This window comes from Xanthomonas sp. NCPPB 1068 (assembly GCF_041479385.2).
In the GTDB taxonomy this organism is placed as follows: domain Bacteria; phylum Pseudomonadota; class Gammaproteobacteria; order Xanthomonadales; family Xanthomonadaceae; genus Xanthomonas; species Xanthomonas cannabis.
In genome coordinates this window covers 4,475,801-4,496,077 of the sequence record NZ_CM192986.1, presented here as the reverse complement: position 1 = coordinate 4,496,077, position 20,277 = coordinate 4,475,801, and the positions used below count along the sequence as shown (strand labels likewise).

Genomic DNA, 20,277 nt, shown 5'->3' with positions numbered 1-20,277 from the left:
TGCGGTGCATTGCCTAGATCACCAGAACTTGTAGCGCAGGCCCAGCATGTAGCGCGGGCCGGTCTGGGTGGCATACACGATCTGGTTCGGGTGCCGGCCGTGCTGACGCTGCACCTCGTCGGTGAGGTTGATCGCCTCCAGGCTCAGCGACAGGTTCTCGTTCCACTGGTAGCCGATGCTCAGGTCCAGCTGGCCGTAGGCTTCGGTATAGACCGGATTGGGCTGGCCGCTGCCGTCGAAACGCGCGGCCAGGAATTCGTCGCGCCAGTTGTAGGCCGCACGCACCTGCCACTTGTCCTTGTCGTAGAAGCCGACCACGTTGGCCGAATCGCTCAGGCCTTCCAGCGCGAACTGCTCGCCGATCACGGCGTTGTTGTAGGTCAGCCCGGAGTCGACCATGGTGTAGTTGGCCGACACGCCAAAGCCGCTGGCGCCGAACATGTGCTGCAGGTTGAATTCCCAGCCGTCCAGCGAGGCCGAGCGCTGGTTGGCCGGCGCGGTGATGGCGAAGTTGGCCACCGGGTCGCCCGGCTGCCCGCTGATCACGCCGGTGGCATTGCCGTTGGCATCGTCCGCGCCACGCACCACACCCGGCGCACCGCCGCGGTTGCGGAAGATGTAGTTGCGGATGCAGGTCAGGTCGGCCGAGGCGCAGCCATTGCCCAGCGCCTCGTTCCAGTACGCACCGCCCACCGGGGTGTTCAGGCCCAGCGAGGTGTCGTTACGCGTGGTCACACCGATGTAGTTGTCGATGTTCTTGCGGAAGAAGCCCACCGAGGCGTAGCTGGCGTCGCTGTAGTACCACTCCAGCGACAGGTCGATGTTGTGCGAGAGCAGCGGCTTCAGGCCGGGGTTGCCTTCCTGGCCGGTGCCACCTTCCAGGCGTGCGATCTGGTTGAGCGTCTGCCCGCCCTGGATGTCGCCCCAGCCGGGACGGCCGATGGTTTCGCCATAGCTGCCGCGCAGCACCAGATCCTCGGTGAGCTTGAAGCTCAGGTCCAGGCTGGGCAGCCAGTATTCGTACTTGCCGCTGGCGCCGGAAAACGCCGAGTCGGCCAGGCGGATCGGCAACTCGTTGTTGGCGACCCAGTCGATGCCCACTGCCACCGGCACCAGTGCCTGCGCATCGACCTTGGTTTCTTCGTAACGCACGCCGGCGGCCAGGCTGATCGGCACGCGCAGATCGTCCCAGCTGTTGTTCCACTGCAGGTAGGCGTTCTTGGACTTTTCGGTGACGCGGCGGTCGGTGGTGAACACCGGCGAGATGCGGTACAGCGCGTCGTCGCCGGCGGCTTGCGCGGCGGCCTGGCGGGCACGTTCGAAGTCGAACAGGAACAACTGGTTGAACTGCGCCGGATTGCCGCTGCCATCGATCGCATCGAAATACTGCGCGAACGAACTGGGAATCCACAGGTCGTCCGGATAATCGGCCGCAGTGCCGTTGCCGCCCCAGGTGTCGCGCTGCACGTTGGAAAATGCCGAACGGTTCTTGACCTCGGTGCTGCCGATGCCGAACTTCAACTGCGAATAGTTTTCGAAGGTGAAGTCGCCGTTGACCTGCGCCTGGTCGATCTCCGACTTCATGTAGCTGTTGCGGAACGCCGAGCCGGTGACCAGCGTGCGCGACGGGTCCAGCCCGGTCAGCCCGAAGCCCAGCTGCTGCTGCAGCACCGGGAAATCCTTGCTGAAATCCACCACCGAGGTGCCGCGGTAGAAACCGGACACGCCCAGGGAGTTGCTCGACCCGTACGGGCTGTCCGCGCCGGCTTCGGCGGTGGAGCGGTGGATGTCGAAGTTGAGCTTGAACTGATCGTTCACCGCCCAATCCACGTTGAAGCCCAGCGACTTGTTCTGGTTACGCGTGGCCGCCTTGGAGCCGGCGGTGGCCAGATCGCTGGTGGCCGGGTCGACGATTTCCGAATAGGTGATCGGGCCGGCCACCGGCCCATTGGTCCAGGCGCTGGCAGACGGGCCGTAGTTGAACCACACCGACATCTCGTTGCGCTGCTGCTGGATCTTGTTTTCCGAGTAGGTGTAATCCAGCGTGGTGGTGATGTTGTCCAGCGGCTTGTACTGCAGCACCAGCTGGCCGTTGGTGCGCTGGCGTTCGACCCCGACCACGCGGTAGTTGAGGTTCTGCGGTACCGAATAGATATCGTTGGGGCCAGGACGGTTGACGATGTTTTCCGAGCCCGGCGTGCCCGGCTGCGGAATGGTGCCGTAGGCGGTGGAATCGCCACGGAACGAGCGCCAGCCGTTGGGCACGCCGACCTGGCTGTAGCCGAAGTCGCGTTCCTGGTAGCTGCCGCTCAGCGACACGCCGAAGCGCCCGTCCGCCGAGGTGTTGCTGAAGATGCCGGAGATTTCCGGCGTCAGCGAATCGCCTTGCAAACGCCCGGGCAGGTTCTCGTTGGATGCATCGTGCACGCCCTTCAGACCCACGTTGGCATGCATGCCCGGGTTGTCCAGCGGGCGGGCCGTCTTGATGTTGATGGTCGCGCCGATGCCGCCGGTAGGCGTGCTGGCACGGCTGGTCTTGAACACCTCGATGCCGGAGATCGACTCGGACGCCAGGTTGGCGAAGTCGAACGCACGCGAGTTGGAGGCATTGGATTCCTCGATGCTGGCGCCCGGCATCTGCCGGCCGTTCAACAGCACCAGGTTGAAGTCCGGGCCGACGCCGCGCACGGTGACGCGCGAGCCTTCGCCCAGCGAGCGGTCGATCGACACACCGCTGATGCGCTGCAGCGACTCGGCCAGGTTGGTATCGGGGAACTTGCCGATGTCCTCGGCCACGATGCCGTCGACGATGCCTTGCGCATCGCGTTTGACGTTCATCGACGAGGTGAGGCTGCCACGGATACCGCTGACCTGGACGGTATCGAGGGTGGCGGGATCGGCCTGACTGGAGCCAGGGACGGTGGATGCCGATTGCGGCGCCGGCGCGGTCTGCGCGGCCAGCGGCGTCGACAATGCGAACAGCAGGGCAGACGTCAGGCGCCGCGTGCGCGGCAGGGTGCGTGTCTCTCTCACGGTGATGGCTTCCCCAAACAAAAGATAAGGCCGGCCCCGAGCGGGACAGGCAAAGGTCGATCGAACAATCGAGCATTTGTTAGCGCAGGCTTAACGAAGTCAATTTGCACTGCAGCATCGGTCGCAAGCCAATGGCGTCACACATCGTTCCAGCGCGGGCACTGACGGTGCACGCGCGTACAACAGCGGGGGCCGTACCATCCGGCCTCGATGGCATGGTCCAGCGCTTGGGATCGGTCATTTTGGGACGGCCAATGCGTGCACCCCTCATGCGCTTGTTCCGTTCCGAAGGCGTCTCATTGCGACCGACAGGGCGGCACGCGTGCACCGGTGAACTGCCCTGGCTACAACGCGGTTGCCGACCTCCGACACGCGGCCGTGCACGCCGAGGAATTCGGCGTCCCGGTCGCGCATCACCCCTCACCTACCGGAGCACCCATGATCGATCTGTATTACTGGCCCACCCCCAACGGCCACAAAGTCACCCTGTTCCTGGAAGAAGCCGGGCTGGACTACACCCTCAAGCCGGTCGACATCGGCAAGGGCGAGCAGTTCGCCCCGGCGTTCCTGCAGATATCGCCCAACAACAAGATGCCGGCCATCGTCGACCATGCACCGGCCGATGGCGGCGCGCCGCAGAGCGTGTTCGAGTCCGGCGCGATCCTGCTGTACCTGGCCGAAAAGACCAGCCGCTTCCTGCCACGCGATGTGCGTGGGCGGATCGCCGCGCTGGAATGGCTGTTCTGGCAGATGGGCGGGTTGGGCCCGATGACCGGCCAGATGGGTCACTTCAACGTCTATGCCCCGGACAAGATTGCCTACGCGGTGGATCGCTACAACACCGAGGTACGCCGCCTGCACGGCGTGCTGGACAAGCGCCTGGCCGAGCACGCCTTCCTGGCGGGCGAGGATTACAGCATCGCCGACATGGCCAGCTACCCGTGGCTGGAGGTCTATGCGGACATCCGTCCCGACTACGCCGCGTTCCCCCACCTGAAGCGCTGGCATGACGCCATCGCCGCGCGCCCGGCCACCCAGCGCGCCTATGCGCTGAAAGAGCAGGTGAACCCCAACGCCGGCAAGCCGCTCAGCGAGGAAGAGCGCAAGCATTTGTTCGGTAAGCGCTGAGGCGTAGGGCTGAGGCAGAGCGCGCAAGCATGGTGCTGAGGCGCCGTGCTGCTGCGGCTGAGCGCCGCAGAGGTTGCCTTGCATAGGGATGTCCTGGAGTGGATCGCCGCGCGCACTAGCGCGGTCAGACACCGCGCTACACAGCGGTTCCAAGCGCAAGGCCGGGCTGCGCCCGACCCTCATCCGGCGCTATGCGCCACCTTCTCCCGGCGGGAGAAGGAAGCTAAGCCACTTTTCTCCCGTTGGGAGAAGCAAGCCAGCGCCTCTCTCCATCCCGCTGGGAGAAGCAAGCCAGAGCCCCTCTCCCCGCCGGAGAGGGGTTGGGGTGAGGGTACGGCTCCGCATCACAGTCGCAGCCACCGGTCACCCGCGCCGCGTCAGGCCCGTGGTAGCCCGCCCGCATCGCACTTCGGCATCGAGCAGAAAGCACATACGCCGGCCTGTTCGCGACCCGGCCTCGACACCGCCGACCATCCCGCGTAGAGACCCGTCGCCACGAACGCGCACGACCGCCACGCTTCTCAAACACCGCACGCACCCGCATCCTGTGCGCAGTCTTCAGACAGGATCTTCAATGCGCGCCCCATCCGCCGACCTTGCCCTCATGCCGACTGTGCCGCCATCAGACCAACGCGGCCGCTGCTCGGAATCGGCATGGACTCCTCGTACACTGCGGTTCCTGCGCGCCGTCCACGCCCGTCTGTTGACTGCCCGTTACGTCTTGTTAGCCGCTCTTATCACCATCCCCATGGCCCACGCCGAAAAGCTCACCCTGGAGGCCATCACCGGCCCGTTGCCGCTGTCCGGCCCGACGCTGATGAAGCCCAAGGTGGCGCCCGACGGCTCGCGAGTGACCTTCCTGCGCGGCAAGGACAGTGACCGCAACCAGCTGGATCTGTGGGAATACGACATCGCCAGCGGCCAGACCCGCCTGCTGGTCGATTCCAAGGTCGTGCTGCCCGGCACCGAGACCTTGAGCGATGCCGAAAAGGCCCGGCGCGAGCGCCAACGCATCGCCGCATTGACCGGCATCGTCGATTACCAATGGGCCCCGGATGCGCAGGCGTTGCTGTTCCCGCTCGGCGGCGAGCTGTATCTGTATGACCTGCGCAAGACCGGTGCGGCCGCGGTGCGCAAGCTCACCCATGGCGAAGGTTTCGCCACCGATGCCAAGCTCTCGCCCAAGGGCGGCTTCGTCAGCTTCGTGCGCGAGCGCAATCTGTGGGTGATCGACCTGGCCAGCGGCAAGCCATTGCAGCTCACCCACGACGGCAGCGAGACCATCGGCAATGGCGTGGCCGAATTCGTCGCCGACGAAGAAATGGATCGCCATACCGGCTACTGGTGGGCACCGGACGATTCGGCCATTGCCTTCGCGCGTATCGACGAAGCGCAGGTGCCGGTGCAAAAGCGCCCGGAAGTGTATGCCGACCACACCGAAGTCATCAGCCAGCGTTATCCGCAGGCTGGCCAGCCGAACGTGGCGGTGCAATTGGGCGTGATCGCACCGCGCGCCAAGGCGGCTCCGCGCTGGGTCGACCTGGGCAAGAATCCGGATATCTACCTGGCACGCGTGGACTGGCGCGATGCGCAGCGGCTGACCTTCCAGCGCCAGTCGCGCGACCAGAAAACCCTCGAGCTGATCGAAACCACGCTGGCCAGCGGCGCGCAGCGCACGCTCATCACCGAGACCTCGCCCACCTGGGTACCGCTGACCAACGACCTGCGTTTCCTCAAGGACGGCCGCTTTCTCTGGAACTCCGAACGCAGCGGGTACGAGCACCTCTACCTTGCCTCCGAAGACGGCCGCACGCTGACGCCGCTCACGTCCGGCGACTGGGTGGTCGATGCACTGCTGGCCGTCGATGAGCAAGCCGGCACGGTGTACTTTTCCGCCAGCAAAGAGTCGCCGACCCAGACCCAGATCTACGCGGTACCCTTGGCCGGCGGTGCGATCGAAAAGCGCTCCAGCACCCGCGGCACGCACGTGGCCAGTTTTGCAAACAACGCCAGCGTGTATGTCGACACCTGGTCCAACACCACCACGCCGCCGCAGATCGAACTGTTCCGGGCCAATGGCGAAAAGATCGCCACCTTGCTCACCAATGATCTTGCCGATCCGCAGCATCCGTATGCCCGCTACCGCGACGCGCAGCGCCCGGTGGAGTTCGGCACGCTGACTGCCGCCGACGGCAAGACGCCCTTGCAGTACCGCCTCACCAAGCCAGACCATTTCGATCCGGCCAAGCGCTACCCGGTCATCGTCTATGTCTACGGCGGCCCGGCCGCGCAGACCGTGCTCGATGCCTGGCCCGGCCGTGGCGATGCCTTGTTCGACCAATACCTGGCCCAGCGCGGTTACGTGGTGTTTTCGCTGGATAACCGCGGCACCCCACGGCGCGGGCGCGACTTCGGTGGCGCGCTGTACGGCAGGCAGGGCACCGTGGAGGTGGACGACCAGCTGCAAGGCGTGGCCTGGCTCAAGCGCCAGCCCTGGGTGGATGCCAGGCGGATCGGCGTGCAGGGCTGGTCCAACGGCGGCTACATGACCTTGATGCTGCTGGCCAAGCACAGCGACGCGTATGCCTGCGGCGTGGCCGGCGCACCGGTCACCGACTGGGGCCTGTACGACACCCATTACACCGAGCGCTACATGGACTTGCCGGCCGGTAATGCCGACGGATATCGCGACGCACGCATCGCCACCCATCTGGACGGCCTGCGCGCCAGGCTGCTGCTGATCCACGGCATGGCCGACGACAACGTGTTGTTCACCAACTCCACCGCGCTGATGAGCGAGTTGCAGCAACGCGGCACTGCGTTCGAGCTGATGACCTATCCCGGTGCGAAGCACAGTGTTTCAGGTGCCACTGCACTGCATCGTTACAAGACCGCCGAAGCGTTTTTGCAGCGCTGTTTGATGCCGACTTCGACCCCTGACATCTAAGTGGGATACGTTTGTTGAAGACTGTCGATAGCTCAGGAAAACAGGGAGTAGTGACTACTCCCTGATACAGAGATTTTAAGTCTTCGCTTTAATAACAAAGCAGACGTCTCAGTGTGTATTTTTTAAACCGGCCGCTTTTGTATGACGAAGCGATCGCATGTCAATGCACGGTTTAGGGATGTGATAGTGCAGCGCTCGCAAGAAGCCTCGCGATTGCCGCATTTTAAAGCCGAGCGGTACTCAGAGTGCGCTGCTTAATGATCAAACGGAACCTTTTCAGGTCGTTGCTTTCCTTTCCACTGGCCCTGTTTCTTCGCATGCGGACAAATACTCACGTACTGGCCCACTGCGGTGACGGCGGTCTGTGTCCACACGTTGAAACAGACATTGCCCACGCAACAGGGTCCCGTACTCGTTGGCCATGGGCAATAGCCCGGAACAGCGACCCAGGTGCCAGAGATCGGGTCAACCGGTGTCCAGTTTTTGTCCTCGTCTTTGCACCCCTGGGTGCAAAACACAAAGGGATCATTGCTGCGGCATGCGAGCTCTTGATAAACACTTTGTCCCGCTGCGCTAGCCGCCTGAGAGAATAGAAGAACTGCAAACATCCCTATCCAGCGTTTCATGACGATTCCTTGGGTGCTGATTCTTGAAGTGTACGTTCCATCTATGGTAAGTCAAAGCTGGAGCTGGCGCAGCTCGCCCGACGTTGACTGAAATCTCGGGCGAGCAGAGGCGGAGCGGAAACTGGTGAGTGGCCAGCTTACGTCGAACCCGAATTCACGAACCGCTTCGTCCGCCTTTTCGCGTCGATTCTTCGCCCGCCGCACAGCAATAGGCTGTGGCGGCCGGCACGATGACCTTCGGCAGGTTGTCGACACCGCGCTCTCCGCGTACGGTCGCGCATCGCCCTGTTGGAATCTTCCCGATGAAGCCTCTCGTGATTGCCGTCGCCCTGGCGCTCTGCACTTGTCTGCCGCTGCAGGCGCAGACCAGCCCAAATACTGCTAAAGCTCCCGCCAGCCCGGCCTGGGTGCAGACCAGCAACGGCTATGCACAGATCCTGCTCAACGCTCAGGCGCCGTTCCAGCCCGAATACGCCAGCTTCTTCGGCGTGCCTGGCTACGACGATCAGGTCGTCGACCTGGGCCCGGACAACGCTGCGCGCTATCGCGATGCGATGCAAAAGGCGCGCGCCACGCTGCAGGCCAAGCTGGCCACCGAGCGCGATGCCAACGTGCGCCAGGACCTGCAGATCATGATCGGCGCGGCCGCGCAGAACATCGAAGGCAGCGAGCTCAACGAGCGGTATCTGTTGCCTTGGAGCGACGCCCCCGAGGCGGTCTTCAGTGGCCTCAATGGCCTGCTGTCCGACCAGACCGTGCCCGAGCGCCGCGCCAAGGCGCTGGATCGCCTCAAGCGCTACGTCGGCCTGGTGCCGGGAAGCACGCCGACCACCACGTTGGCGCGCCAGCGCTACGAGGAAAAGCTGGGCAACACCGCACTGCTGCAGCCCACCCAGCGTGAAGTGGAGCAGGCGCTGGCCAATGTGGACACCTACGTCGCCGGGATCGGCGAGCTGTTCGCCAAGTACAAGATCGCCGGCGCCGACGAAGCGCTCAAGGCCATGTCCACCCAGCTCAAGGACTACGCCGCCTGGACGCGCAGCACCGTGCTGCCCAAGGCGCGCAAGGACACCCGTCTGCCCGAACCGCTCTACGCGTTTCAGCTCAAGCAGGTCGGCATCGACATCGCCCCGCAGCAGCTGATCCAGCGCGCGCAGCTGGAGTTCATGGAGACCCGCTCGGCCATGCGCCAGCTGGCGCCGCTGGTGGCCAAGGCCAAGGGCGTGCAGGGCGGCGATTATGTGCAGGTGATCCGCGCGCTCAAGGGCAACAAGATCGCCGACGACCAGCTGGAGACCCACTACCGCGGTGTGATCGATCAGATCGACCCGATCATCCGTCAGCAGCGCATCGTCGATGTGCCCAACCGCCCGATGCAGATGCGCCTGGGCAGCGCCGCCGAAAGCGCGGCGCAACCGGCCCCGCACTTCCTGCCGGCGCCGTTGATCGGCAATACCGGCCAGCAGGGCCAGTTCGTGCTGCCGCTGGGCAACCCGACCGCCGATGGCGCCAAGAAGGAACAGTACGACGACTTCAACTTCGGCTCGGCGGCCTGGACGCTCAGCGCCCACGAAGGCCGCCCCGGCCACGAGCTGCAGTTCACCGCCATGGTCGAACGCGGCATCTCGCTGGCGCGCAGCCTGTTCGCCTTCAACTCGGTCAACGTCGAAGGCTGGGCGCTGTATGCCGAAGCCGAAATGGTGCCGTACGAACCGCTCGACGGCCAGCTGATCGCCCTGCAGTTTCGCCTGTTGCGCGCCGCCCGCGCCATGCTCGACCCGATGCTCAACCTGGGCCTGATCGACCGCGAACGCGCGCGCCAGGTGCTGGAAGACGACGTCGGCCTCTCACCGGCCATGACCCGGCAGGAACTGGACCGCTACACCGTCCGCGCGCCCGGCCAGGCCGGCAGTTACTTCTACGGCTACACCCGCATCCTCGAACTGCGCATGCGCACCGAACTGGCACTGGGCAAGAAGTTCGACCGCCTGGCCTTCAACAATTTCCTGCTCGACCAGGGCTTGTTGCCGCCGGACCAACTGGCCAAGGCGGTGGAGACGCAGTTCATTCCCGCGCAGCAACGCAGGCGCTAAGCAGTAGGGCTGTGTAAAAAACCTGGGGCGCGATGGAGCTGGATTCAGCCAGTCATCGCGCCCCGTTGCATTAAACACTCTCGAATTCCGCGGGTCGCCTCAGCGCGTTGGAGGCGGCATCTCCGGCGCAGCGCGCTGCTGCGCCCCCGCAGGCACCCAGATCGCCATGCCAGCCGCGCGCTTCTGGGTGGTCGGGATGCCGATACCCAGCCCGCCACCGACGCGGCCGCCGTAGCTGCCGCCGCCCACCGACAGGCCGCCGCCGGAGCGCTCCGAGCCCACCCCGACGATGACCACGCCGTTGGCGCCGAGCTTGGCCGCTTCGCGCTTGAGGCGCTCCACGGCGGCATCGGTCTGGCCCTGGGTGCCGAAGCCGGCGGCGCTGGTGGATTCGAGCTGGGCGATCTCCACCGAGCCGACCGGGGCATTGGAATACACCTGCACCTGCGCGGGGTCGATCGGCGCGCGGGCCTGGCCCAGCATCACCTTGGAACTGCTGGCGCAGCCGGCCAGCAGCAGGGCCAGCGTGGCGCCGATGACGATGTGCTTGTTCATGCAATAGCCCCCTGTTGACGACAGTGACAGCGATGATCCGGTGGCCGAACTGAAGAGTGGCTAACAACACGGCGCGGGCGGCCGTGGTGCGAGTGGTTGCGAAGTGCACCGGAGTTTGACGCACCCTAGCCACGCCCATGTGAGGCTGCCGCCAAGCCGCCATTGGTCAGGGTGACCACCCGCCCACGGCGTCTTGGCAGGCGCACCGTTAAGCTGCGCCTTTCTTCGACGGACGAGGTGGCACGTGGGACTGATCAGCCTGCTCTGGGGCATTGTGGCGCTGCTGTGGATGGTGCTGGCCTTCATCCCGCTGCTGGGGTGGGGCAACTGGTTCCTGATTCCGTTCGCGGCGGTCGGCGCCATCATCGCGGCGATCGCGCTGTTGTTCACCTCGCCAGGCAACCGTGGGCGGGCCAAGACCGGCCTGCTGCTCAACGGCCTGGTGATCGTGGTCGGGGTGATCCGCCTGAGCCTGGGCGGCGGGGTGATCTAAGCTCGTTGCAGCGCTGCGACAGTGCGTCGCAGCGCGTCTGCGGCAAGGCGGCGGGCGTAGACTTGTGGGCTGTCTCCAGGAGCCTTGTCATGGCCCATCCGCACTATCGCCCCCGCCGCATGCGCCACGATGCGTTTTCGCGTCGGTTGATGCGCGAAAACACGCTGACCACCGATGACCTGATCTGGCCTGTGTTCGTGCATGAGTTGCCGGGCCGCGCGCCGATCGCCTCGATGCCGGGCGTGGAGCGGCTGTCGCTGGACGAGTTGCTGCGCGAGGCAGAGAACGCCCTGGAACTGGGCATCCCGGTGATCGATCTGTTTCCGGTGATCGACCCGGCCGGCAAGAGCCTGGACGCGGCCGAAGCCTGGAACCCGGACGGCCTGGCGCAGCGCGCGGTACGTGCGCTCAAGTCGCGCTTCCCCGAGCTGGGCGTCATGACCGACGTGGCGCTGGACCCGTACACCACGCACGGGCAGGACGGCATCATCGATCACAAAGGCTATGTGCTCAACGAGATCACCGTGGAGGCGCTGGTCAGGCAATCGCTGTCGCATGCGCAGGCCGGTGTGGACATCATTTCGCCTTCGGACATGATGGACGGCCGCATCGGTGCGATCCGCCGTGCGCTCGATGCCGATGCGCATCTCAACGTGCGCATCATGGCGTATTCGGCCAAGTACGCCTCGGCGTTCTATGGCCCGTTCCGCGATGCGGTGGGCAGCGCCGGCAATCTGGGCAAGGCCGACAAGACCACCTACCAGATGGACCCCGCCAACGGCGACGAAGCCTTGCGCGAGATCGCGCTGGATCTGGAAGAGGGCGCGGACATGGTGATGGTCAAGCCGGGCATGCCGTATCTGGATGTGGTGCGCCGGGTGAAGGACGAATTCCGCGTGCCGACCTTCGCGTATCAGGTCAGCGGCGAATACGCCATGCTCAAGGCGGCGGCGGCCAACGGCTGGCTGGACGAGCGCAAGTGCGTGCTGGAAGCGCTGATGGCCTTCAAGCGCGCCGGTGCCGATGGGGTGCTGACCTATTTCGCCCCGCAAGTGGCGCGTTGGTTGCGCGAAGACGCACGCTGACCCGCACGGCGCGGCTGCGCCACAGCGACGCAGCCGCACGCGCTGAATGCGCGACTGACAGAGCCGTGGGTGGAGCCGAGTGCGGGAGTAAACCCCGCGCAGGAAGAGGCTGAAGCGCTCGGGTTCCAGTCACCCATCCGCGGCGAGCGGCCGCGCAGATGGGTTGAGTGAACGCGACCCGCAACGGCATCATGATTCGATGAGCGGCACGTCCCGAACGTCTTGCGGTGCGACCGAGTCGGTTCCCTGCGGTGTCCAACCCGCACGCACCGGGATGCACTGCGGCGTGGCCAATGCCGTTTCAAACAGCATCCAGGTGCCACGAGATTCACTGCGATCACTGCATCTGGAGCATGGCGATTCGGTGCGTCGTGTTCAGATGCAGCACGACCCGTTCCAGATCGCTCCAGGCGCTGTGCAGACACTTCCTGCCACGCCGGTAACGCCATGCGGATCGCGCTGTGTTGCCGATTTGGCCACTGCGATCGATCACCGCGTCGCACGCCGCATGCTGCACGGTCATGGATCCAGCGCATCCAGCAGTCCCACGTGCGGCTGATGACGGTTGGACCACATGCGCCGCCGTGGCGCCGAGTCACCCATGCGGCGGCGCATGCGAGACGCATTCTCATCTACAATGCCGGGCCGTCACTGATCTTCTGCCGTCTTGATCAAAACGCTGCTGTTCCAGCTGCACTGGTTGCTCGGCATCACGGCCGGTCTGGTGCTGTCGGTGATGGGGCTGACCGGCGCCTCGATGTCCTTCGAGAACGAACTCGTGCGGCTGGCCAATCCGCCCCTCGTGCAGCTGGCCCAGCGGCACGCGGCAGGCGAGCGTGCGTTGCCGGTGGATGTGCTGCTGCAGCGGCTGGATCTGGCACCGACCACGTCCGGGCCGCCGCCGGTCACCCGGATGCTGATCGACCCCACCGGTGAGCGGCCCTCCAATGCGCGGCTCGCCGCCAAGGGCAGTGCACGTGTGTATTTCGACCCGTATACCGGTGCGCGGGTGGCGGCGCCGCGGCTGAGCAGTACGTTTGCCTTCCTCGAGGATCTGCACCGCCATCTGGCGGCTGGCAAACGCGGCCAGGCAGTGACTGGCGCCTGCACGCTGATCCTGCTGTTTTTCTGCGCCTCGGGGCTCTATTTGCGCTGGCCACGCCGGTGGTGGAGCCTGCGCACCTGGTGGGTGGTGGAGTGGCGCCGGCAGGGCCGCAGTTTTCTGTGGAGCCTGCACGCGGTGTTCGGCACCTGGTGCCTGCTGGTGTATCTGCTCATCGCGTTGACTGGCCTGACCTGGTCCTACCCCTGGTACCGCGACGGCATGGCGGCTGTGCTCGGCGGCGAGCCCGTGGCGCGCGACGACCGGCGCGACCGGCGTCCGGCAACGGTGGATTTTGCGCGCGTGCAACGCACCCTGGATGGCATCCCGGCCACGCATCACGCCGCGCTGGATCTGCGTATTCCAGCGCGTGCCGGGCAGGCCTTGAATGTGCGGTTTCTGCCCGATCAGGCGGATCACGACCGCGCCTTGAACGCCCTGGACCTCGATGCCGCCAGCGGTGCCGTGCTGCGCCGGCAGGACTACGCGGCAAGGCCGCGCGGGCAGCAGTTGATGGTCAGCATGTTTGCGCTGCATTCGGGCAGTTTCTTCGGCTTGCCGGGGCGCATCGTGGTGATGCTGGCCAGCCTGGGCATGTCGGTGTTCTTCGTCAGCGGCTGGATGCTGTATCTGGACCGGCGCGGCAAGAAGCGCGCGTTGCGCGCCGCCCGGGTGATGCTGCAAAGCGCCCCGCCGGCGTCGCAGGTCGAACCATGGTTGATTGCGTTCGCCAGCCAGAGCGGCTTTGCCGAGCGGCTGGCCTGGCAGGCGGCCGGGCATCTGCAGGCCGCCGGCCTGCCCGTGCAGGTGCGCCCGCTGGCACAGGTGGATGCGCAGCACCTGCAGGGCACGCGGCACGCTCTGCTGGTGATCAGCACCTTCGGCGATGGCGAGCCGCCGGATGCAGCACGCGTGGTCGAGCGTGAGCTGCTGCGCCAGCAGATCGCCTTGCCGCAGCTGGCCTACGCGGTGCTGGCACTGGGCGACCGCCAGTACGCGCAGTTTTGCGGGTTCTCGCGGCGTGTCGAACAGTGGCTGGACGCGCAGGGCGCACGCGCGCTGTTTGCAACGGTGGAAATGGACAACGCCGATCCGCAGGCGCTGGCGCAATGGCATGCGCAGCTGGAGCAGATTGCCGGCGCACCGGTGGCTGCCGCGACCCTGGCGCGGCCACGCCTGAGTTCTTGGACATTGCTGGCGCGCGCCCATCTCAATTCGGGTAGCGAAGGCGCGCCGATCTGGCGCATCGACCTGCAGCCACCGCCCGAGGCGCACTGGCAGGCCGGCGACATTCTCGAAGTGCAGCCCGCGCATGCCGACGCGCAGGTGCGGGCCTGCCTGGCCGCATGGCGCCTGCCGCCCGAGGCGCTGGTGCATGTCGATGCGCAGTTGCTGCCGCTCCATCAGGCCGCCGCCGAGCGTGTGCTGCCGCAGGCGCCCGCCACGCCGCCAGCGCAGCATCCGGATCCACAGGCCTGGCTGGATGCCTGCGACTGCTTGCCCACCCGCGACTATTCGCTGGCCAGCGTGCCGGCCGATGGCGCGGCGAGCGCGGTGGTCCGGCTGACCACGCGCAGCGACGGCAGCCCCGGCCTGGGCTCGGGCTGGCTGATCTGCCACGCGCCCGTCGGCACGCCGCTGCGTGCACGTCTGCGCACCAACCCGGGCTTCCATCGCGTCGAGGCGGCACCCATGGTGTTGATCGGCAACGGCACCGGCATCGCCGGGCTGCGCGCGTTGTTGCGCGAGGCCGAACTGGCCGGCGTGCATGGGCACTGGCTGTTGTTCGGCGAGCGGCAGGCCGCGCACGACCAGTTGTTCGCCGATGAGCTGCAGGCCTGGCAGGCCAGTGGGCATCTGCAGCAGCTGGACCAGGTGTTCTCGCGCGACCAGCCGCAAAAACACTATGTGCAGCATCGGCTGCACGACAACGGCGAGGCGCTACGGCACTGGATCGATCGCGGTGCGGTGATCCATGTCTGCGGCAGCCTGGACAGCATGGCGCGTGCGGTGGACGCCACGCTGCGCGAACTCCTCGGCGAGGCACGCGTGGAATCACTGACCGCCGCCGGCCGTTACCGGCGCGATGTGTATTGAGCCAGGGTGGTTGCCGACTGCCTGCGTGAGGCAGCGCGCTGCGCACGATGGCTGGATGGGGCCACGGCATCGTGCGATGCGGCGATCAGCACGACGGTGCGAGATCGTGTGCCGCGATGATGCGGCCTCGCCGGGAGTGGTCCTACGTTTCAGCCACCCTGCGCGGCGCCGGCACAAGATCGTGCGTTGATCCGGCGATGAAGCCTCCACGCGCGCCACCGTGGCGCGCGCTCAGCGGCAGCTGGTATCGCCGTCCACCGACGGCGCCTTCATCCGGTACAGATCCAGTTGCCCTGCGCGTGGCGCGCGGGCACTGCCGGTGACCAGGAGTTCGCCCGGTTTGGCGGCGTCCACCACTGCACCAAAGGTGCGCTCCTGCGGGCCATTGAACGACAGCGGCACTGGCTGACCGTGAGCGTAGTGCCCGTCCTTGCAGACAGCCAGCAGGAGCTGGCTGGGGCCTGCACTCTTCCCGCGCGTCCACACCAGCCCACGCCCGTCGCCGAGCCAGGCCGCATCCAGCTCGTCGGCCGGCGTATTGATGTCACCCAGCGGTGCCGGCGCGGAGAATGCGTGCCCATCCCAGCGCGCCACGAATACATCCAGGCCACCGGCGCCGCCGTCGCCATCGCTGGCAAACAGCAGGCGCGTGCCATCCAGCGACAGGCTGGGCGCATGCTCATCGCCGCGGCTGTTGATCGCGGCACCCAGCGATTGCACCGCACCGAGCTTGCCTTGCGCATCCACCGGCACCCGGTACAGATCGCTGCCGCCGGCGCCGCCAGGCCGCGCCGAGGCAAATAGCAGCCAGCGTCCATCGGCACTGAACAGCGGCGAGGTATCGTCCTGGGCGCTGTTGATCGGCAGCGCTTGCGCATCCTGCCAGCGCCCACCGCGCAGCTGTGCCTGCCACAGGTCCCAGCCGCCGGCGCCACCGGCGCGGTCGCTGGCCCAGACGATGCGCTGCCCGTCCGGGCTGAGCGTGGCGTGCGCCTCGTTGGCCGCCGTGGACACCACGCCCATGCCTTCGATCCCGAATTCAGCAAGCCCCGAAGCAGACGGGACGCAGAGTAAACTCGCCGCCAGCGCGAGCAGTGTCCATCGATAGTGCATGCGGTGTTCCTGCCTCATCTTGCGCACAGTCTAGTCAACCAGAGAGCGTTTCATGCCCGTATCCCGTTATGCCGTGTTCGGCCACCCCGTCGCCCATTCGCTGTCGCCGGCCATCCATGCCGACTTCGGGAAGCAGACCGGCATCGCGCTGGACTACACCGCCATCGACGCGCCGCCGGAAGAGTTCACCGCCGCGCTGGAGCGCTTTGCCGATGAAGGCGGCAAGGGCGCCAACGTCACCCTGCCGCTGAAGGAAGCGGCATGCGCGCTGGCCGGCAGCCTGAGCGATCGCGCGCGCCTGGCCGGAGCGGTCAATACGCTGGTGCGGAACGATGGCCAGTGGCAGGGCGACAACACCGACGGCGTCGGCCTGGTACGCGATCTCACCGATCGCCATGGCCTGGATCTGCGCGGTCGCCGCGTCCTGCTGCTGGGCGCCGGTGGCGCCGCCCGCGGTGTGGCTCCGGCGCTGCTGGATGCCGGCATCACTGAAATGGTGGTGGTGAACCGCTCGCCCGAGCGTGCCGACGCGTTGTGCGATGCGCTGGGCGAACCTGGGCGCGTGGTGTCGCGCTACATCGAAGACCTGCGGGATCTGGGCGACTTCGAGTTGATCGTCAACGCCACTGCTGCGGGCCGCGACCGTGATGCCGGCGCGTTCGCGCTGCCGCTGGGCCTGGTCAACAGCCTCACCGCGGCGGTTGACCTCAACTATGGCCCCACCGCCATCGCCTTCCTGGCCTGGGCGCGCGCGGCGCAATGCCGCTACGCCATCGATGGCCTGGGCATGCTGGTGGAGCAGGCCGCGGAAAGTTTCTCGCTGTGGCATGGCGTGCGCCCGCAGACCGACCCGGTCTACGCCGCGCTGCGCGCGCGCGAGGCGGTGCTGGTCAGCGCCGACTGAGCCGGCGGCGATGAACGTCACCGAGATCCTGCTCAGCCTGATCACCAGCCTGCTGTCGCGCGCACCGATGCTGATCGCGCTGTTGCTGGGCCTGGTGCTGCTGTGGCGTGCGCAGCGCGGGCGCCTGCGTAGCGCTGCACTGGCCGCGCTGTGGGTGCTGCTGGGCTGCGTGCTGGCCGAGGTCGCCCTGCAGGCAATTCCGATGCTGCTGCTGCAGCAGGGCAACGTGCGCCAGATCAGCCTGGTCATGGGCATCGGCCGCTTCGTGCTGACCGCCGTGCAGGGCGTGGGGGTCGGGGTGCTGGTGTGGACCCTGGCGCGCAGCCTGCAACAACTGCCGCCGGCAGCCGGGCCGCGCGCATGATCCCGATCAAGCCGCTGGCGCTCGTGCTGATTGGCCTGCTCTGCGCAGGGCAAGGCGGTTGGACACTGCTGCACCCGCAGGCACTGGCCGCCGTCAACCGCGGCGGCCTGCTATACGAACGCTTCGGCCCGGCCGGCGTGGGCGTCGGCATGCTGGTGATGGGTGTGGTGACCTTGCTGATCGGTAGCGTGTGGGCGCGCTACGCCTGGCCGCGCCGCAGGGCGCGCGGCTGACCGGACACGTGGTCTTCGGCCGTCGCCTGCCCGGCCGCTGATCTCGCTCGCACGGCGCAGCACTGGTTCTTTGCTGCGTTGCCCGCACCCAGCCGCCGCCCGGCTACGCCGCCGCTGTCCTGGTGCACCGGACAAACACGTTCAGCTGCCCAACCGGCCGGTCGCAGGCGTTGCGCCGGTCCGTGCGAAAATAGCGCGATGACTGAAGTTGCCCCACCGGCTGCGCCGTCCGCGCCCGTTCCCACCCAGCGTGTTCTGACCGACCCGATCAAGGCCGGCATCCGCGACGCTTACGCCAAGCTGCAGGCCAATACACCCGGCTTTGCCACGCGGCGTGCGCAGAGCCAGATGATCGGCCTGGTCTCGCGGGCGCTGGCCACCTCCGGCGGCATCGGCATCGCCGAGGCGCCCACCGGCGTGGGCAAGAGCCTGGGTTATCTCACCGCCGGCGTGCCGATCGCGCTGGCCACCAAGAAGAAGCTGGTCATCAGCACCGGCACCGTGGCGCTGCAGTCGCAGCTGGTGGAACGCGACATCCCGGCCTTCCTCAAGGCCACCGGGCTGGAGGCCACCGTGGCGCTGGCCAAGGGCCGCACCCGCTACCTGTGCACCCGCAACGCCGCCGAGCTGGAAGGCGATACCAACCAGAACGCCATGTTCGAAGACGAGCAGGCGCTCTACGACCGCCCGCTCAGCCCGGTCGATGCCGATCTGGCAAAGCGGCTGGCCAAGGCCTATGCCGCGCGCGCCTGGAACGGCGACCTGGACGACGCGCCCGAGCAGGTCTCGGTGCCGCTGCGCATGCGCATCACCACGCCGGCCTCCGGCTGCGCGGGGCGCCGTTGCAGTTATGCCGCGCAGTGCCCGGTGCTCAAGGCGCGTACCGACGTGCGCGAAGCGCAGATCGTGGTCACCAACCACGCCTTGCTGCTGTCCTCCTTGTCGCTGGGCGATGCCGAAAACGGCCAGCCCTTGATCGCGCCACCGTCGGACATGCTGCTGGTGCTCGACGAAGGCCATCACATCGCCGGTGTGGCCATCGACCAGGGCGCAGCCAATCTGCCGCTGGACGAGATGGCCAAGCGCACCGGCCGCATGCAGATCCTCATCGCCGCCGCGTACCGCGCAGTGGACAAGGACAGGATCGGCAACCTGCTGCCCAACGAGGCCATCGAGGTGGCGGCGCGCGTTTCCAAACTGCTCAAGGCCTTCCACGCCGAAGTCGAGCGCCTGTGGAAGCCCGAGCCTGGCGAGCGCGATCCGTTGTGGCGTGCGGCCAACGGCAAGCTGCCGCCGCAATGGGGCCCGGCCATCGAAGAACTCGGCGAAGACACCCGCGCGCTGTTCAACTGGGTGCACGCTGCGCACAGCGCGGTGGCCAAGGGCAAGCAGGACGATGCGGCGCGCGAGCGCCTGCAGCGCAACCTGGGCCTGGCGCTGGAGATGGCCGAGCAGCAACACAACCTGTGGAGCGGCTGGCGACGCGAAGACAAGGAAGGCCAGCCACCGATGGCGCGCTGGATCACCCTCTCGCGCGACGGCGACCTGATCTGCCATTGCTCGCCGGTGTCGGCCGCGCAGGTGCTGCGCACGATGATCTGGAACGAGGTGGATTCGGTGGTGATGACCTCGGCCACGCTCACCGGCGGCGGCGATTTCCAATCCTTCGCCATCGACAACGGCCTGCCCGAGCACGCCGAAATGGCCTCACTGGCCTCGCCGTTCGACCTGCCCCATCAGGCCGAGTTGATCGTGCCCAATTTCCCGGTCACGCCCGACGACCGCGAGGGCCATCCCAAGGAAGTGGCCAAGTATCTGGTGCGCGAACTGGACTGGACCGCCAAGGGCAGCATCGTGTTGTTCACCTCGCGCTGGAAGATGGAAAAGGTCGCCGACCTGATGCCGCTGGCGCAACGCAACCGCGTGCTGGTGCAGGGCGAGGGCAACAAGTCGCAGCTGATCACCGAACACCTGCGCCGCATCGCGGTAGGCGAGGGCTCGGTGCTGTTCGGCTTGAACTCGTTCGGCGAAGGGTTGGATCTGCCCGGCGAAGCCTGCACCACCGTGGTCATCACCCAGGTGCCGTTCGCCGTGCCCACCGACCCGCAAACCTCCACCTTGAGCGAATGGCTGGAAAGTCGCGGCCATAACGCCTTCAACCTGATCGCCATCCCGCATGCCTTACGCACGCTCACGCAGTTTGCCGGCCGCTTGATTCGTAGCTCCAACGACCATGGCCGCGTGATCATCCTCGACTCGCGCCTGCTTACCCGTCGCTACGGCAAACGCATCATCGATGCCTTGCCGCCGTTCAAGCGGGTGATCGGCTAATCCAGCCAATCAGGTTTTCTGCTGCGGATAGGTCGATATGACGGAATATCGTTATGCGACGCAGTGCGCTTTACAGCACTCATTTTGCTTGGACGACAAGTGTTCCGGAATGGAGATCGCGAGTAAATTTTGTTCCTTTCTGGTTTATGGTCAGACCAGTAGGTATCACGAAT

General features: G+C 66.3%; 14 protein-coding genes and 1 other RNA gene. 11 read left to right on the top strand and 4 right to left on the bottom strand.

What is annotated here, in order from left to right; genetic code table 11:
• Window positions 1-18: 18 nt before the first annotated feature.
• Window positions 19-3,033, bottom strand: coding sequence for a TonB-dependent receptor (locus ACCQ12_RS19120; RefSeq protein WP_166750742.1), 3,015 nt, complete (start codon window positions 3,031-3,033; stop codon window positions 19-21).
• Between the two features lie 438 nt (window positions 3,034-3,471).
• Here ACCQ12_RS19120 and ACCQ12_RS19115 point away from each other — a divergent pair, with 438 nt between their 5' ends.
• The 4 genes from ACCQ12_RS19115 to ACCQ12_RS19100 all read left to right on the top strand — a co-directional run bounded on the left by ACCQ12_RS19115 (window position 3,472) and on the right by ACCQ12_RS19100 (window position 9,827).
• Entirely contained in the window at window positions 3,472-4,161 is a 690-nt protein-coding gene (locus ACCQ12_RS19115) for a glutathione binding-like protein (RefSeq protein WP_372382468.1), read from the top strand.
• 654 nt (window positions 4,162-4,815) lie between these two features.
• A non-coding RNA gene (locus ACCQ12_RS19110) (sX9 sRNA) lies at window positions 4,816-4,891 on the top strand.
• An 18-nt stretch (window positions 4,892-4,909) separates the two neighbouring features.
• Window positions 4,910-7,108, top strand: a complete 2,199-nt coding sequence (locus tag ACCQ12_RS19105) for a S9 family peptidase (protein WP_372382467.1) — start codon at window positions 4,910-4,912, stop codon at window positions 7,106-7,108.
• Window positions 7,109-8,036: 928 nt separating this feature from the next.
• On the top strand, window positions 8,037-9,827 hold the full coding sequence (locus ACCQ12_RS19100; RefSeq protein WP_372382466.1) for a DUF885 domain-containing protein: 1,791 nt from the start codon (window positions 8,037-8,039) through the stop codon (window positions 9,825-9,827).
• A gap of 99 nt (window positions 9,828-9,926) precedes the next feature.
• On the opposite strand, the gene ACCQ12_RS19095 is transcribed toward ACCQ12_RS19100, so the two are convergent.
• On the bottom strand, window positions 9,927-10,382 hold the full coding sequence (locus ACCQ12_RS19095; RefSeq protein WP_166750739.1) for a hypothetical protein: 456 nt from the start codon (window positions 10,380-10,382) through the stop codon (window positions 9,927-9,929).
• Between the two features lie 250 nt (window positions 10,383-10,632).
• Here ACCQ12_RS19095 and ACCQ12_RS19090 point away from each other — a divergent pair, with 250 nt between their 5' ends.
• Both ACCQ12_RS19090 and hemB read left to right on the top strand, forming a co-directional pair.
• On the top strand, window positions 10,633-10,875 hold the full coding sequence (locus tag ACCQ12_RS19090; protein WP_372383664.1) for a hypothetical protein: 243 nt from the start codon (window positions 10,633-10,635) through the stop codon (window positions 10,873-10,875).
• Window positions 10,876-10,964: 89 nt separating this feature from the next.
• A complete protein-coding gene (gene hemB, locus ACCQ12_RS19085) occupies window positions 10,965-11,960 on the top strand; it encodes a porphobilinogen synthase (protein WP_166778441.1) in 996 nt (331 codons plus the stop codon).
• Between the two features lie 337 nt (window positions 11,961-12,297).
• On the opposite strand, the gene ACCQ12_RS19080 is transcribed toward hemB, so the two are convergent.
• Entirely contained in the window at window positions 12,298-12,483 is a 186-nt protein-coding gene (locus ACCQ12_RS19080; protein ID WP_372382465.1) for a hypothetical protein, read from the bottom strand.
• A 144-nt stretch (window positions 12,484-12,627) separates the two neighbouring features.
• Here ACCQ12_RS19080 and ACCQ12_RS19075 point away from each other — a divergent pair, with 144 nt between their 5' ends.
• Complete coding sequence (locus tag ACCQ12_RS19075) at window positions 12,628-15,159, top strand: PepSY domain-containing protein (protein WP_372382464.1); 2,532 nt, start codon at window positions 12,628-12,630, stop codon at window positions 15,157-15,159.
• A 231-nt stretch (window positions 15,160-15,390) separates the two neighbouring features.
• Here the strand turns inward: ACCQ12_RS19075 and ACCQ12_RS19070 are convergent, their stop codons facing one another.
• The gene (locus tag ACCQ12_RS19070; protein ID WP_372382463.1) at window positions 15,391-16,272 is read right to left on the bottom strand and encodes a TolB family protein; all 882 of its coding nucleotides are present in this window, start codon (window positions 16,270-16,272) and stop codon (window positions 15,391-15,393) included.
• A gap of 52 nt (window positions 16,273-16,324) precedes the next feature.
• Here ACCQ12_RS19070 and aroE point away from each other — a divergent pair, with 52 nt between their 5' ends.
• The 4 genes from aroE to dinG all read left to right on the top strand — a co-directional run bounded on the left by aroE (window position 16,325) and on the right by dinG (window position 20,104).
• Window positions 16,325-17,176, top strand: a complete 852-nt coding sequence (gene aroE, locus ACCQ12_RS19065) for a shikimate dehydrogenase (protein ID WP_039406341.1) — start codon at window positions 16,325-16,327, stop codon at window positions 17,174-17,176.
• Window positions 17,177-17,186: 10 nt separating this feature from the next.
• Window positions 17,187-17,540, top strand: a complete 354-nt coding sequence (locus ACCQ12_RS19060; protein WP_372382462.1) for a hypothetical protein — start codon at window positions 17,187-17,189, stop codon at window positions 17,538-17,540.
• Window positions 17,537-17,773, top strand: a complete 237-nt coding sequence (locus ACCQ12_RS19055; RefSeq protein ID WP_039406336.1) for a hypothetical protein — start codon at window positions 17,537-17,539, stop codon at window positions 17,771-17,773. Before ACCQ12_RS19060 ends, ACCQ12_RS19055 begins: the two co-directional genes overlap by 4 nt.
• Before the next feature lie 198 nt (window positions 17,774-17,971).
• Entirely contained in the window at window positions 17,972-20,104 is a 2,133-nt protein-coding gene (gene dinG / locus ACCQ12_RS19050; RefSeq protein WP_372382461.1) for an ATP-dependent DNA helicase DinG, read from the top strand.
• The last annotated feature ends 173 nt before the right edge of the window (window positions 20,105-20,277 follow it).

What these genes read in the sequence shown, in the direction of transcription:
- ACCQ12_RS19115 (WP_372382468.1), top strand. Translation starts at nt 3,472, where the DNA reads ATGATCGATCTGTATTACTGGCCCACCCCCAACGGCCACAAAGTCACC.
- ACCQ12_RS19105 (WP_372382467.1), top strand. Translation starts at nt 4,910, where the DNA reads ATGGCCCACGCCGAAAAGCTCACCCTGGAGGCCATCACCGGCCCGTTG.
- ACCQ12_RS19100 (WP_372382466.1), top strand. Translation starts at nt 8,037, where the DNA reads ATGAAGCCTCTCGTGATTGCCGTCGCCCTGGCGCTCTGCACTTGTCTG.
- ACCQ12_RS19095 (WP_166750739.1), bottom strand. Translation starts at nt 10,382, where the DNA reads ATGAACAAGCACATCGTCATCGGCGCCACGCTGGCCCTGCTGCTGGCC.
- hemB (WP_166778441.1), top strand. Translation starts at nt 10,965, where the DNA reads ATGGCCCATCCGCACTATCGCCCCCGCCGCATGCGCCACGATGCGTTT.
- ACCQ12_RS19080 (WP_372382465.1), bottom strand. Translation starts at nt 12,483, where the DNA reads ATGACCGTGCAGCATGCGGCGTGCGACGCGGTGATCGATCGCAGTGGC.
- ACCQ12_RS19070 (WP_372382463.1), bottom strand. Translation starts at nt 16,272, where the DNA reads ATGCACTATCGATGGACACTGCTCGCGCTGGCGGCGAGTTTACTCTGC.
- aroE (WP_039406341.1), top strand. Translation starts at nt 16,325, where the DNA reads ATGCCCGTATCCCGTTATGCCGTGTTCGGCCACCCCGTCGCCCATTCG.
- ACCQ12_RS19060 (WP_372382462.1), top strand. Translation starts at nt 17,187, where the DNA reads ATGAACGTCACCGAGATCCTGCTCAGCCTGATCACCAGCCTGCTGTCG.
- ACCQ12_RS19055 (WP_039406336.1), top strand. Translation starts at nt 17,537, where the DNA reads ATGATCCCGATCAAGCCGCTGGCGCTCGTGCTGATTGGCCTGCTCTGC.
- dinG (WP_372382461.1), top strand. Translation starts at nt 17,972, where the DNA reads ATGACTGAAGTTGCCCCACCGGCTGCGCCGTCCGCGCCCGTTCCCACC.